The organism is Massilia oculi, assembly GCF_017582745.1.
Lineage (GTDB): Bacteria > Pseudomonadota > Gammaproteobacteria > Burkholderiales > Burkholderiaceae_D > Telluria > Telluria oculi_A.
Window position 1 is genome coordinate 36,519 of the sequence record NZ_JAFVIM010000002.1, and the last position, 14,818, is coordinate 51,336.

10 protein-coding genes are annotated in these 14,818 nt (G+C 65.4%); 7 read left to right on the top strand and 3 right to left on the bottom strand.

Translation table 11 applies throughout. The features are described from left to right. The first annotated feature begins 14 nt into the window (after positions 1 to 14). The gene (locus J3U95_RS02290; RefSeq protein ID WP_229519601.1) at positions 15 to 1,625 is read left to right on the top strand and encodes a CehA/McbA family metallohydrolase; all 1,611 of its coding nucleotides are present in this window, start codon (positions 15 to 17) and stop codon (positions 1,623 to 1,625) included. 3 nt (positions 1,626 to 1,628) lie between these two features. On the opposite strand, the gene J3U95_RS02295 is transcribed toward J3U95_RS02290, so the two are convergent. Then, positions 1,629 to 2,204 (bottom strand): TMEM165/GDT1 family protein, encoded by a 576-nt coding sequence (locus J3U95_RS02295; RefSeq protein WP_208277093.1) that lies wholly within the window; start codon positions 2,202 to 2,204, stop codon positions 1,629 to 1,631. Positions 2,205 to 2,386: 182 nt separating this feature from the next. On the opposite strand from J3U95_RS02295, the gene J3U95_RS02300 reads away from it, so the two are divergent. After that, the gene (locus J3U95_RS02300) at positions 2,387 to 4,243 is read left to right on the top strand and encodes a M1 family metallopeptidase (RefSeq protein WP_208277094.1); all 1,857 of its coding nucleotides are present in this window, start codon (positions 2,387 to 2,389) and stop codon (positions 4,241 to 4,243) included. After that, positions 4,240 to 5,853 (top strand): serine hydrolase, encoded by a 1,614-nt coding sequence (locus tag J3U95_RS02305; RefSeq protein ID WP_208277095.1) that lies wholly within the window; start codon positions 4,240 to 4,242, stop codon positions 5,851 to 5,853. Before J3U95_RS02300 ends, J3U95_RS02305 begins: the two co-directional genes overlap by 4 nt. Before the next feature lie 47 nt (positions 5,854 to 5,900). On the opposite strand, the gene J3U95_RS02310 is transcribed toward J3U95_RS02305, so the two are convergent. Then, a complete protein-coding gene (locus tag J3U95_RS02310) occupies positions 5,901 to 7,514 on the bottom strand; it encodes a S1C family serine protease (RefSeq protein ID WP_208277096.1) in 1,614 nt (537 codons plus the stop codon). Between the two features lie 122 nt (positions 7,515 to 7,636). Then, entirely contained in the window at positions 7,637 to 8,422 is a 786-nt protein-coding gene (locus J3U95_RS02315; protein ID WP_208277097.1) for a class I SAM-dependent methyltransferase, read from the bottom strand. Positions 8,423 to 8,752: 330 nt separating this feature from the next. Between J3U95_RS02315 and J3U95_RS02320 the strand changes: the two genes are divergently transcribed. The 4 genes from J3U95_RS02320 (at position 8,753) to J3U95_RS02335 (ending at position 14,817) form a co-directional block, all read left to right on the top strand. Next, complete coding sequence (locus tag J3U95_RS02320) at positions 8,753 to 10,387, top strand: TldD/PmbA family protein (protein ID WP_208277098.1); 1,635 nt, start codon at positions 8,753 to 8,755, stop codon at positions 10,385 to 10,387. A 13-nt stretch (positions 10,388 to 10,400) separates the two neighbouring features. Next, complete coding sequence (locus J3U95_RS02325; RefSeq protein WP_208277099.1) at positions 10,401 to 11,735, top strand: TldD/PmbA family protein; 1,335 nt, start codon at positions 10,401 to 10,403, stop codon at positions 11,733 to 11,735. A 96-nt stretch (positions 11,736 to 11,831) separates the two neighbouring features. Continuing rightward, complete coding sequence (locus tag J3U95_RS02330) at positions 11,832 to 13,469, top strand: TldD/PmbA family protein (RefSeq protein WP_208277100.1); 1,638 nt, start codon at positions 11,832 to 11,834, stop codon at positions 13,467 to 13,469. A 10-nt stretch (positions 13,470 to 13,479) separates the two neighbouring features. Then, complete coding sequence (locus J3U95_RS02335) at positions 13,480 to 14,817, top strand: TldD/PmbA family protein (RefSeq protein WP_109345448.1); 1,338 nt, start codon at positions 13,480 to 13,482, stop codon at positions 14,815 to 14,817. Position 14,818 lies beyond the last annotated feature (1 nt).

The window sequence follows — 14,818 nt, forward strand, 5'->3', positions numbered from 1 at the left end:
GCAAAAATTGCATCATGAAAGCCTCACTCCTGCCCCCACTTCTGGCCCTGTCGCTGTGCTGCAGCCTGGCGCAAGCCGCCCCCGCAGAACACCAGGAATTCGAAGCCACCCTGCTCGCGCCGTTCCAGGCCGGCGCGGCCCAGGGGCGGACTTTCACCCTGCAGTTCGCCTATCCCGGCCTGGCGCGGGCAGACACCGTCGACTGGCGGGTGGAACTGGTCCGGCCCGACGGCCGCGTCGCCCTGCGCTGGCGCGGCGCGGCGCCGTTCACGGGCGATGAAATGACGGTCGCCGTGCCATGGTCGGGCCGCCTGGGATTGTCTTCGGCGCCGAGCGGCATCTACCGCGTCCGGCTGCGCGCGACCGTGCGCGGCGACGCGCATGAGGAAATCGAGCAGGACTGGGAGATCGCGGTCGGCGCGCCTCTGCTGCCTGCCATGCCGGCATTTTCGCCGCTGCCGCGCGCCTTCGAGCCGGCGGCCGTTGCGGCGCCGGGCGCGCTGCCCTACACGGTCTATCTCGGCAACCTGCACAGCCAGACCAATCACAGCGACGGCGGCGCCGACATCGCCGAGTGCAAGGGCGCCCAGTCGCCATTGACGTCGCCGCACGGCCCGATTGATGCCTTCGGGTATGCGCGCGGCCGCGGCCTCGACATCCTGGTCGCCTCCGAACACAACCACATGTACGACGGCTCCGAAGGCAGCGCGCCGGACGCCGACCCCGCCGCCGCCAAGGCCCTGTACCGCGCCGGCCTGGAAAGCGCAGCGGGCTTCTCCAAAAAACACCCGGATTTCCTCGCGGTATACGGCCTGGAATGGGGCGTCATCAACAACGGCGGCCATATCAACATCTTCAATAGCGACGAGCTGCTGGGCTGGGAGACCAATGCCAGGGGCGAGCTGATGGCCGACACGCGCACGCCCAAGGGCGACTACGCGGCGCTGTACACGCTGATGCGCGAGCGCGGCTGGGTGGGGCAGTTCAACCATCCGGCGCACTCGGGCCAGTTCCAGGTCGATGGCGTGCCGCTGGCCTATACCGAGGATGGCGGCGAAGCGATGGCGCTGTGCGAGGTGATGAACAGCACCGCCTTCTCGACCAACGTCAGCGAGACCGAGACCCGCCGCAGCAATTTCGAAGGCGCCTGCAACCGGCTGCTGGAGGCGGGCTATCGCCTGGCCTTCAGCACCAACCAGGACAACCACTGCGCCAACTGGGGCGCGTCGTTCACCAACCGCACCGGCGTGCTGCTGCCGAACGGCACGGCGCTGAACCGCGCGTCGTTCGTCGAGGCGCTCAAGGCGCGTCGCGTGTTCGCGACGATGGACAAGGATTCGCAGCTGGTCCTGACCGCGAACGGCCGCCTGATGGGCGAGCGCTTCACCAATCGCGGACCGCTCGCGCTGGTGGCGAACTTCGCCAGTTCAACCGGCCGGAAGGCGGCCTCGGTCGCGATCATGGAAGGCGTCCCGGGCCGCAATGGCACGGTCACGCAGATGTCGGACCAGGCCGAGACCAGCTTCACCCCGAGCCCGGGGGCGCACTTCTATTATGCGAAAGTGACCCAGGATGACGGCAACGTGCTGTGGTCGGCGCCGGTGTGGGTCATGCAGGAAGAATGAGGACTAGAACCCCAGCCCTTCGCCCATCCCCAGCAGGGTCGCGATGCCGAGCACTGCGAAGATCAGCGCGGCGATGCCGTGCACCAGCTTGAGCGGCACGCGGTTCGCGATGCGTTCGCCGAAGTACACGGCCGGCACGTTGGCCAGCATCATGCCGAAGGTGGTGCCGGCGACGATGGCGGCCATCGATTCATAGCGCGCGGCCAGCGCCACGGTGGCGACCTGGGTCTTGTCGCCCATCTCGGCGACAAAAAAGGCGATCAGGGTGGTCAGGAACACGCCGTACTTCGCCAGCTGCGCTTCCTCGGCGTCGATCTCGTCCGGGATCATCGTCCATGCGGCCATCGCGAGGAAGGACAGGCCCAGCACCCAGCGCATCACACTGGCGCCAAGCAGCTCGCTGACGAGGGCGCCGACGGCCGCGGCGAAGGCGTGGTTGGCCACGGTCGCCACAAAAATACCGAACACGATCGGCAGGGGGCGGCGGAAGCGCGCGGCGAGCAGGAAGGCCAGCAACTGGGTCTTGTCGCCGATCTCGGCGAGGCCCACGATGCCGGTCGAGACGAGAAAGGCGTCCATCAGTCGGATGAGTACACAGCAGGAGGAAGGGCGCGATCATAGCAGAGGCGGCCCGGTCGCTGCGCCGCGGCATGCGTATTTATCCTGCGCGAAGGGGCGGGCGGCGTGCTTTCGCTGGCCTGGCGTGCATGCTATCCTGCACCCGCCTCGGCCTGCCGGGCCGACCTTCCCTGCGAGAGACCATGAACAAAAGCACCCTGCTGCGCGCGAGCACCGCAGCCCTCCTGAGCGCCTGGAGCGCCTACGCCTTCGCCCTCGATCCCCTCAGCTACGCCAAGTACGACCAGGTCAAGACCACGGCGCTGCACCTGGACCTGAAGGCCGACTTCGCGAAGAAAAGCCTGGATGGCTACGCCGAGCTGACCCTCGACTGGCTGGACAAGAAGGCGACCACGCTCGACCTGGACACGCGCGAGCTGACGATCTCGAAGATCGAGGCGCAGGATGCGAAAGGCGCCTGGCGCAAGGCCGACTACTCGCTCGGCAAGTTCGACGAAGAGAAGGGCCAGCCGCTGCACGTCAAGCTGCCGGGCCAGCAGAAGAAGGTGCGCATCCACTACCGCACCGCGCCGACCGCCACCGCGCTGCAATGGCTGCAGCCGGTGCAGACGATGTCGGGCAAGTACCCGTTCATGTTCAGCCAGTCGCAGGCGATCAATGCCCGCTCGTGGGTGCCGATCCAGGACACGCCGGCGGTGCGCTTCACCTATAGCGCGCGCATCGAGGCGCCCGAAGGGCTGCGCGTGGTGATGAGCGCCGATAACGACATGAAGGCCACCGGCAAGGGTGGCTGGAAGTTCAATATGCCGCAGCCGATTCCCTCCTACCTGCTGGCGATCGGCATCGGCGAGCTCGAAGCGCGCACGCTCGGCGGGCGCACCGGTGTCTACGCCGAGCCGCAGCGCATCAAGGCCGCCAAATACGAGCTGGCCGATACCGAAAAGATGGTGGAAGCGGCCGAGAAGTTGTACGGCCCGTATCGCTGGGGACGCTACGACATGCTGGTCCTGCCGCCGTCGTTCCCGATCGGCGGCATGGAAAACCCGCGCCTGACCTTCCTGACCCCGACCATGATCGCGGGCGACCGCAGCCTGGTCGACCTGATCGCCCACGAACTGGCGCACAGCTGGTCGGGCAACCTGGTGACCAACTCATCGTGGAAGCACTGGTGGCTCAACGAGGGCTTCACCACCTACGTCACCACCCGCATCCTGGAGGAGATCTACGGCAAGGAAGTCGCCCTCATGAACCTGCAGCTGGAGCAGGAAGAGGCGCTGGAGATGCTGAAGGAGCTGCCGCCGGCGAAGCAGGCGCTGGTCTCGCGCCAGCCGGACACCTCGGCCGAATACTACCCGGACACCTCGCTGGCCTATCCGAAGGGCGCCTGGTTCCTGCACACGCTCGAGCAGCGTGCCGGCCGCGCCGCTTTCGACACCTTCCTGCGCGGCTGGTTCGACGGCCACGCCTTCCAGAGCGTGACCAACGACCAGTTCCTGGACTACCTGCGCAAGAATCTGCTGGCCAGGAATCCGAAGATCATGAGCGAGGCCGAGCTGGACGAGTGGATCTACGGTCCAGGCATCCCGCAAAGCGGCCAACGCGCCGTGTCGCAGCGCCTGGCGCAGCTGAACGCTTCGATCGACGGCTGGATCAAAGGAACCGTCTCGACCGAGCAGCTGAAGGCGAAGGACTGGAACGCCGCCGAGTGGATGAAGTTCCTGAACGATATCGACAACAAGGCCGATGCGAAGAAGCTGGAAGAACTCGACCGCGCCTATGACCTTGCCAACACGAAGAACAACGAAGTGGCGTTCCGCTTCTATCGCGCCTCGGTGCATGCCGGCTACAGCGCCGTGCGTCCGCAGCTCGAAGCGTTCCTGATGAGCGTGGGCCGCCAGAAGTTCGTGGTGCCGCTGTACGCGGCGCTGCGTGAAAAGCCTGACGACCGTGCCTGGGCCGAAGGCATCTACAAGAAGGCGCGCGAGCGTTACCACCCGGAGACGCAATCGAGCGTCGATAAAGCGATGGGCAAGCAATGATGATCATGAACCGACTCGCTGGAGTAGTAGTGCTTGCGCTCTGCAGCATGGGCGCCGCAGTGGCGCAAACCGCCGCCGCGCCAACGGCAGCCGCCGCGGCGCCAGCCTATAACCTCGAAGCCGACGTCAACCGTGTCCTGAAGACCTTCGACGTCCCCGGCATCGCCATCGCCGTGGTCAAGGACGGCAAGGTCGTCGTCACCCAGGGCTTCGGCGTGCGCAAGCTGGGCGACCCGACGCCGGTCGACGGCAAGACCATCTTCGAGATCGCCTCCAACTCCAAGGCCTTCACGGCGGCGGGGCTGGCGATGCTGGTCGACCAGGGCAAGCTGGAATGGGACGACCCGGTCATCAAGCATCTGCCGGACTTCCGCATGTACGATGCGTACGTGACGGCCGAGATGACGGTGCGCGACCTGCTCACCCACCGCAGCGGCCTGGGGCTGGGCGCCGGTGACCTGATGTGGTGGCCGACCACCACCTTCAGCACCGACGAGATCATCCACAACCTCCGCTACATCAAGCCGGCGACGAGCTTCCGCAACAGCTACGCCTACGACAACCTGCTGTACATCGTGGCCGGCAAGATCATCGCCCAGAAGTCTGGCAAGGACTGGGGCGCGACCATGCGCGAGTGGATCCTCGATCCGGTCGGCATGCAGGCCACCACCACCAGCCTGGACCAGCACAAGCCGGGCATGAACGTGTCGGCGCCGCACAGCAAGATCAATGGCAAGGCGGCGGTGGTCAAGCCGATGCCGGTGGCGAACGCGATCGGCGCGGTGGGCATCAACACCAATGCCGAGGACATCGCGCGCTGGATGAACGTGCTGCTCGACCAGGGCCGAGTGAAAACGGACGCCGGCGGCAAGGAAGTGCGCCTGTGGTCCGAGAAACAGGCGCGCGAGATGTGGACCGCGCAGACGCCGATGAAGATCAACGAGCCGCGTCCACCGCTGGCGGCGACCAAGCCGAACTTCTTCGCCTATGGCCTGGGCTTCCAGCTGCGCGACTACCAGGGCAAGCTGGTGGCGATGCACGGCGGCGCGCTGCAGGGCTTCTATTCGCGCGTGCTGCTGGTGCCGGAAGCGAAGCTGGGCATCGCGATCTTCACCAATGCCGAAAGCGGCCCGTCGCTCAATGCGCTGCAATACCGCCTGCTGGACCAGTACCTGGGCGTGGCGCCGACCGACTGGATCGGCCGCATCGCCGAGGTCGCCGAGGAAGCGAGCCAGAAGGAAGCGGCGCGCGTGAAAACCGAGACCGCCAGCCGCGCCAAGGCCTCGAAGCCGTCGCTGCCGCTGTGGGACTACGAGGGCGAGTACGAGGACGCCTGGTATGGCAAGGCGATCGTCAAGCGCCAGGGCAGCAAGCTGGTGATGTCGTTCTCGCGCACCCCCGACCTGACCGGCGAGATGGAGCACTTCCAGCACGATACCTTCATCGTGCGCTGGAAGGAACGCAACTTCAACGCCGACGCCTATGCGACCTTCTCGCTGGATCATGACGGTTCGATCGAGCGGATGCGGATGAAGCCGGTGTCGACCGAGACGGACTTCAGCTATGACTTCCAGGACTTGCTGTTCACGCCCGTGAAAAAGGCGAAGTAAGAAAAAAGACGCCCGCAAGTGCGCGGGCGTTTTTCATGGTGGGGAGCTTATTTGCGCTCCCACACCTTCATCATGTCTTCCGACCCCTGGGTCCTGATCCCGTTATCCGACAGGATGGACTCGGTCGCCGCCAGCGTTGCCTGGCGCGGCAGGATCATGGTCTCGCCGTAGCGCTGGTCGAAGCGCAGCACTACCTGGTCGTCCTTCAGGTCGCGCAGCAGTTCCACCAGGTGACGCAGGCTGCGCACCTTCTCGCCGTTCACCGATTCGATCACCGAGCCGAAGCGGTTGTTGTAGCCGCTCACCAGCTTGTGCGGGAAGAACGGCGCGCTGATCACCACCAGTTCTTCGCGCTCGGGCGTCGGCGAATCGCCGCGCCGCGTGACCAGGGGGCTGGCGTTGAAGGCATAGGCGTTCATCCCCGGCGCGCTGCCGGCGACGAAGCTCATGAATTCGCTGGTCGCGCGCGAGAACGTGATCGGGCCGTAGATGAAGTAGGACGGATAGCCGCCGTCCAGGTCCGAGATCAGGAGCGGACGCGGGCCGGTGGCCGGCACCTCGACCTTCATCTGCTTGCCGCCGCGGATGATCGTCATTGGCACCTTGCCGTTCTTCGCCACCTGCTGGATGCGGTACTGGAAGCGCACGCGCAGGTTCGAGCCCAGCTTGACCATGCCCTGGTTGTCGACCGCGTACTCGCCGATATGGGTGATCACGTCCCATTCCTTCAGCGGCCAGCTGTCGTCGACCCGGTAGGGGCGGTGCACCACCGCGCCCTCGACCGATTTATCCAGCTTGAGGAACTGGCGCAGCGCCGGGTTCTCCAGCGTCTGCACGCTGTCATGCAGCAGCGGCTTGCCGTCGTAGCGGCCGTCGGCCACGTCGCGCAGGAACAGTTCGATTTCCTCGTTGGGGATCACGTAGCCGATGTTCTGCGCGTTGGTCGCGCCGGCAAAGGCCAGGCCGACCATGCGGTCGCCGGACACCACCGGGCCGCCGCTGTTGCCGGGATTGATCGGGGCGTCGATCTGGATCCGCAGGCCCGAGCTGAAGGCGCCGTAGTTGACGAACTCCACGCGCGAGACGATGCCGGTGGTGGTCGACAGCGAGTTGCCGCCGACCGGATAGCCGTAGGCGAACACCTGCTGGCGCACGTCGGGCAGCACGGGTGCGCGCGGCACCGGCGGACGCTTGTCGAAGAAGGACGGGTCTTCCAGTTCCAGCACGGCGAGGTCGATGCCGCGCGCCAGCGCGATCACCTTGGCCGCCACCTTGTCGCCGGACTGGCTGGCCTGCACCTCGACCTGGCTCGCATAGCCGACCACGTGGGCATTGGTCAGGATGCGCTTGCCCTCGATGATGACGCCGGAACCGGTGACCGAGGCTGGCGCCGCCTTGGTCCAGGGCTTGTAGGGTTCGGGGCGGCGGATCGTGGCGAAGATCTTCACCACCGAGTTCTCGACCGCGGGCAGGACCGGCGCGGGCACGGCGCTCTTGGCGGCAGGAGGAGCAACTGCGGGAGCACCAACGGGCGCCGGGACGGGGGCGGGTGCCGGAGCAGGCATGGCCTGGGCTTCGGGCGGCACGGTATCCTGGGCGTGCGCGGCGCCGCAGACGGCTAGGGCGAGGGCGGCCAGGCGCAATGTCGGCAGAGTCTTCATGGTTTCCTTCGGTTGGACGGTTCAGGATGCATCCGGAAGAATAACCACAGGCGGCGTAAAAGGAAATACGAGAATCGTCGCGGAGGGAGGCATGGCCTTCCTCCACGACGGGACCGACGTGCTTACTGCTTGACGAACTTGAGCGTCATGCGGTCGCTCTCGCCGATGGCGAGGTACTTCTCGCGGTCCTTGTCCTTGTTGGCCAGCACCGGCGGCAGCGTCCACACGCCTTTTTCATGGTCGGCGGTGTCCTTCGGATTGGCGTTCACCTCGGACTTGGCGGCGAGCTTGAAGCCGGCGCGTTCGGCCATGCGGATCACATACGCCTCGTGCATATAGCCGCTCGATGCCTTGGCATCCTGCTCCATCTTGGCCGGCAGGCGGTGCTCGACCACGCCCAGCACGCCGCCCGGTTTCAGGACCTTGTGCGCTTCCTTCAGCACGGTGAGCACGGCGTCGTCGCCGTTGCCCAGCCAGTTGTGCAGGTTGCGGAAGGTGACCACCATGTCGGCGCTGTTCGGGGCGCCCAGCGCGATGCTGCCTGGTGGCGCGAACTGCACCGGGGTCACCTTGCCGTACACGGTGCCATTGGCCGCCAGCTTGTCGCGGAAGGCCTTGCCGCCACGGCTCTCCGCGTCCGGCACGGCGCCATACAGCTTGCCCCCGTCGCGCAGGTAGGGCGCCAGGATCTCGGTGTACCAGCCGCCTCCCGGCGACAGCTCGATCACCGTCATGTTCGGCTTGATGCCGAAGAAGGTCAGGGTTTCGTAGGGATGGCGGTAGGTGTCGCGGGCCTTGTTGGCGGCGGCGCGCTGGTCGCCGGCGATGGCGGATTTGAGGGCGTCGTCGGCATGCGCGGCGCCGGCGAGGCCGGTCGCCAGCATCGCAGCCAGGATCAGTCGTTTCATCGTGCGAGGTCTCCTTGGTGGATCGGACGGCCGGCGGTTCGCCGCCGTCAACCCGAAGATGATCGAACAGGCAACCTCCATAGTCAAGCGTTCCCCGCATATGCATATGCGTGGAATGTTCATCGTACAGACAGTGCCCTGCACAGGCAGAGAACGTTGCATTGCGGTGGCACAAAGATTGCCTATTCAAAACGCTAAGTCGATGCTATGGTTGAGAGGTTTGCCGCGTGGGCACACAGGCAAATCCAAAACAATAGCGATGTACATACAAGAGCGGCGCCGAGCTGTTTGCGGAACCGCTGCCCGGAAGTAGGTCATTCAGGAGAACACATGGAACGCCGTACCTTTCTCAATCTCAGCAGCCTGGCCGCCGCCTCGATGCTGCTGCCATTCGGTCGCGCGATCGCTGCCGAGGAACTGGTCAGCACGATGCCCGTTGCCGCCAAGAAGGCCCTGGCCGACGTCGCGCTGAACGCCGCCACCAAGGCCGGCGCCAGCTACGCCGACGTGCGCATCGGCCGCTACCTCAACCAGTTCATCACCACCCGCGACCTGAACGTCGAGAACGTGGCCAATACCGAGTCGGCCGGCGTCGGCGTGCGCGTGATCGTGAACGGCGCCTACGGCTTTGCCGCGACCTCGGACATGTCGAACGACGGCATCGCCAACGCGGCGCGCCAGGCCGTGGCAATCGCCAAGGCCAATGCAAAACTCCAGACCGAACCGGTGCAGCTTGCACCAGTCAAGGGCGTCGGTGAGGTGTCGTGGAGCACGCCGTACACCAAGGACTGGCGCACGGTGCCGATCGCGGAGAAGACCGACATGCTGATCGCCGCCAACAAGGCGGGCATGGAAGGCGGCGCCAACTTCATGCGTTCGATGCTGTTCCAGGTGAACCAGCAGAAGTACTTCGCGTCGACCGACTGCTCGTACATCGACCAGGACGTGCATCGCCTGTGGGCGCCGGTGTCGGCCACCGCGGTCGACAAGGCCACCGGCAAGTTCCGCTCGCGCGACGGCCTGAGCTCCCCGGTGGGCAAGGGTTATGAATACTTCGACGCCCGTCCCGAGCACAAGATCAAGGCCGCGGGCGGCGTCGCCACCCTGTACACCGAGACCTACGACATCGTCGAGGACGCGCGCGCCGCGGGCCGCGACGCCAAGCGCAAGCTGACCGCCAAGTCGGTCCAGCCGGGCAAGTACGACCTGATGCTGTCGCCGGAACACCTGTGGCTGACCATCCACGAGAACGTCGGCCACCCGACCGAGCTCGATCGCGTGCTGGGCTACGAGGCCAACTACGCCGGCACCAGCTTCGCCACCCTCGACAAGCTGCAGTCGAAGAGCTTCAAGTACGGCGCCCCGATCGTCAACATCTACGCCGACAAGACCACCCCGGGTTCGCTGGGCGCGATCGGCTACGACGACGAAGGCGTCAAGTCGAAGCGCTGGGACATCATCAAGGACGGCATCCTGGTCAACTTCCAGGCCACGCGCGACCAGGCCCACATCATCGGCGAGAAGGAATCGCACGGCTGCTCGTACGCGGACGGCTGGAACACGGTGCAATTCCAGCGCATGCCGAACGTGTCGCTGGCGCCGGGCAAAGCGCGCCTGACCCCGGACGAGATGGTCAAGGGCATCAAGAAGGGCATCTACATCATCGGCGACGGTTCGTTCTCGATCGACCAGCAGCGCTACAACTCGCAGTTTGGCGGCCAGCTGTTCTTCGAGATCAAGGACGGCAAGATCGGCCAGATGCTGGAAGACGTGGCCTACCAGTCGAACACCCAGGAATTCTGGGGCGGCTGCAGCGCCATCTGCGACGAACGCGACTGGCGCATGGGCGGCTCCTTCTTCGACGGCAAGGGCCAGCCGCCGCAGATCAGCATCGTCTCGCACGGTTCGTCGACCGCGCGCTTCAACGGCATCAACGTGATCAACACCGCTCGCAAGATCGGCTAAGGCAGGGACGCACATGAGCATCTTGACCCAGGAACAAACCAAAAAGATCAGCGACCGCGTGATGTCGCTGACCAAGGCCGACGAGTGCATCGTCAATATCGAAGGCAGCACCATCGGCAACATCCGCTTCGCGCGCAATGCCGTCTCGACCGCCGGCCTGGCCGACGACACCCGCGTGCAAGTGCAGGTCGCCTTCGGCAAGAAGCAGGGCACGGCCACCATCAACGAATTCGACGACAAGTCGATCGAGCGCGCCGTGCGCCGCGCCGAAGACCTGGCGAAGCTAGCCCCGGACAATCCGGAATTCATCCCGGCGATCGCCAAGACCGCCTATAAACCGTCGGACACCTTCGTCCAGAAGACCGCCGACATCGATCCGGAATACCGCGCGCAGGCCGCCGCCTACGCGATCGAGGGCTGCCGCAAGCGCGGCCTGGTCTCGGCCGGCTTCTTCACCGACCGCACCAGCTTCGAGACCATCGCCAACTCGAACGGCCTGTTCGGCCACCAGGTCGCGACCTCGCTCGACTTCACCCTGACCGTGCGCACCGAAGACGGCCGCGGTTCGGGCTGGGTCAAGCGTTCGGCGCGCGACGTCACCAAGTTCGACCCGCGCGAAGCGGCCGAGATCGCGATCGAGAAGGCGCTGCGCTCGGTCGACGCCAAGGCGCTCGAGCCGGGCCGCTACACCGTGATCATGGAGCCGGCCGCCACGTCCGATTTGCTGTCCTTCATGCTGGGCGGCTTCGACGCGCGCCGCGCCGACGAGGGCCGCAGCTTCCTGTCGAAGGCCGGCGGCAAGAACCGCCTGGGCGACAAGTTGTTCGACAGCCAGGTCAACATCTGGTCCGATCCGTGGGACAAGGACGTCGCCGTGCTGCCGTGGGACGAGAACATGCTGCCGCGCGAACGCGTGGAGCTGGTCAAGGACGGCAAGATCAACGCCCTCGACTACTCGCGCTACTGGGCGCAGCAGAAGAAGCAGCGCGCGGTGGGCGCGGCCGGCAACATCATCATGGCCGGCACCAACAAGACCACCGAAGAGCTGATCGCCAACACCAAGAAGGGCGTGCTGGTCACCCGTACCTGGTACATCCGCATGGTGGACCCGCAATCGGTGCTGCTGACCGGCCTGACCCGCGACGGTACCTTCTACGTCGAGAACGGCAAGATCAAGCATCCGATCAAGAACTTCCGTTTCAACGAAAGCCCGGTCTCGATGCTGAACAACATCGAGGAAATCGGCAGGCCGGCCGTGATCGGCGCCGATGAGGCGCGCTACTCGATGCTGATTCCGTCGATGAAGATCCGCGACTTCAACTTCACGTCGCTGTCGGACGCGGTCTGATCTGAACGTTAAAAAAATGTAGGGTGGACCGGGGCGCTCAGCTGGGTTTCCCGTCCACGCGGCCTCTCGTATCGAGGCGCCGCATTTGGAGGATACATGGAACGTCGTAAATTCCTGCAGATCGGCGCCGGCACTGCCGGCGCCATGCTCATTCCGGTCTTCGGCAACGCGATCGCGGCCGAAGACCTGCTCAAACCGATGGCGGCAAGCGCCAAGAAAGTCCTGGCCGATACCGCCATGGGCGCGGCCACACAGGCCGGCGCGTCGTATTGCGACGTGCGCATCGGCCGCTACCTGAACCAGTTCATCGTCACACGCGACCTGAACGTCGAAAGCATCAACAACACCGAATCGAGCGGCGTCGGCATTCGCGTGATCGCCGACGGCGCCTATGGCTTCGCCTCGACCAACAGCATGACCGCCGACGGCGTCGCCCAGGCCGCGCGCCAGGCGGTGGCGATCGCCAAGGCCAACGCCAGGCTGCAACTGGAACCCGTGCGCCTGGCGCCGGTGAAGGGCGTCGGCGAAGTGGCCTGGGCCACACCGATCAAGAAGGATTGGCGCACCTTGCCGGTCAAGGAAAAAGCCGACATGCTGATCGCCGCCAACAAGGCCGGGCTGGATGCGGGCGCGAACTTCATGACCGCCTCGCTGTTCCAGATCAACCAGCAAAAATACTTCGCATCGACCGACGGCTCCTACATCGACCAGGACGTGCACCGCCTGTGGGCCCCGATCAATGCCACCGCGGTCGACAAGGCCACCGGCAAGTTCCGTTCGCGCGGCGGCCTGGGCGCCCCGGCCTCGATGGGCTATGAATATTTCGACGCGCGCGCCGAAGACAAGGTGCGCGCCGCCGGCGGCGTCACCACGCTGTACACCAAGTCCTACGACATCGTCGAGGACGCGCGCCTGGCGGGCAAGCAGGCACGCGAAAAGCTCAGCGCCAAGTCGGTCGAGCCGGGCAAGTATGACCTGGTGCTCTCGCCCGAACACCTGTTCCTGACCATCCACGAGAACGTCGGCCACCCGACGGAACTGGACCGCGTGCTCGGCTACGAAGCCAACTACGCCGGCACCAGTTTCGTGGGTCTCGACAAGTGGCAGAGCAAGAAATTCAAGTACGGCGCCGAGCGCGTCAATTTTGTCGCGGACCGCACCACGCCGGGCTCGCTGGGCCTGATCGGCTACGACGACGAGGGCGTGCCGGCCAAGCAGTGGGACATCATTCGCGACGGTATCCTGGTCAACTACCAGGCCACGCGCGACCAGGCCCACATCATCGGCGAGAAGGAATCGCACGGCTGCTCGTATGCCGACAGCTGGAGCACTGTGCAGTTCCAGCGCATGCCGAACGTCTCGCTCGAGCCGGGCAAGGCGCGCCTGACGCCGGACGAGATGGTCAAGGACGTCAAGAAGGGCATCTATATCCTGGGCCGCGGCTCCTATTCGATCGACCAGCAGCGCTACAACTTCCAGTTCGGCGGCACGCTGTACTACGAGATCAAGAACGGCAAGATCACCGGCCCGCTCGAGGACGTGGCGTACCAGGCGAATACCCAGGAATTCTGGAATGCCTGCTCGGCCATCTGCGACGAGCGCGACTGGCGCATGGGCGGCTCCTTCTTCGACGGCAAGGGCCAGCCGAGCCAGGTGAGCGCGGTGTCGCACGGATCGAGCACCACCCGCTTCAACGGCATCAACGTCATCAATACCGCACGCAAGATCGGATAAGGAGACCAGGATGAAAGCCCTGAACCAGGAACAAGCCAAGAAAATCACCGATCGCGTCCTGTCGCTGTCGAAAGCCGACGAATGCACGGTATCGATCGAAGGCAGCCGCGTCGGCAACGTGCGCTTCGCGCGCAACAGCGTGTCGACCGCCGGCCTGACCGAAGACATGCAGCTGCAGGTACGGGTGGCCTTCGGCAAGCGCAGCGGCACCGCCGTGATCAACGAGTTCGACGACAAGTCGCTGGAAAAAGCCGTGCGCCGCGCCGAGGAGCTGGCCAGGCTGGCGCCCGAGAATCCGGAGTTCATGCCGGCCATCGCGAAGCAGGAATACCGCGCCACCACCACCTTCGTGCCCAAGACCGCGGCGATCGACCCGGACTTCCGGGCCGAGGTGGCGGCCACCTGCATCGAGCTGGCGCGCAAGAACAAGCTGGTCACCGCCGGCTTCTTCACCGACAGCACCCGCTTCGCCACCATGGCCAACTCGAACGGCGTGTTCGGCCACCAGGACTTCACCGACCTGTCGTTCAGCCTCACCGCGCGCACCGAAGACGGCCGCGGTTCGGGCTGGGTGACCCGCTCGGCGGTCGACGCCGCGCGCTTCGACGCGCGCGAGGCGGCCGAAGTGGCGATTGAGAAGGCGCTGCGTTCGGTCGAGGCGCGTGCGCTGGAACCGGGCCGCTACACCGTGATCCTGGAGCCGGCGGCGACCTCGGAAATCCTGGGCAATATGTTCAGCGCCTTCGACGCGCGCTCGGCCGACGAGGGCCGCAGCTTCCTGTCGAAGGCCGGCGGCAAGAACCGCCTGGGCGACAAGCTGTTCGACAGCCAGGTGAACATCTGGGCCGACCCGTGGGACAAGGACGTGCCGGTCGCGCCGTGGGACAACGAGTCGCTGCTGGCGCGCGAACGCACCCAGCTGGTCAAGGATGGCCGCGTCGCCTCGCTCGACTATTCGCGCTACTGGGCCCAGAAGACGGGCAAGCGCGCCACCGCGGGCCACGGCAACATGATCATGGCCGGCGGCACCAAGTCGCTGGAAGAGCTGATCGCGGGCACCAAGAAGGGCATCGTGGTCACCCGCACCTGGTATATCCGCATGGTCGATCCACAGTCGCTGCTGCTCACGGGCCTGACCCGCGACGGCACCTTCTATGTCGAGAACGGCAAGATCAAGTACCCGCTCAAGAACTTCCGCTTCAACGAGAGCCCGGTCACGATCCTCAACAATATCGACGAACTGGGCAAGCCGCAGATCATCGGCGGCGACGAAGTGCCGTTCCAGATGGTGCTGCCGCCGATGAAGGTGCGCGACTTCAACTTCACCTCGCTGTCCGACGCGGTCTGAC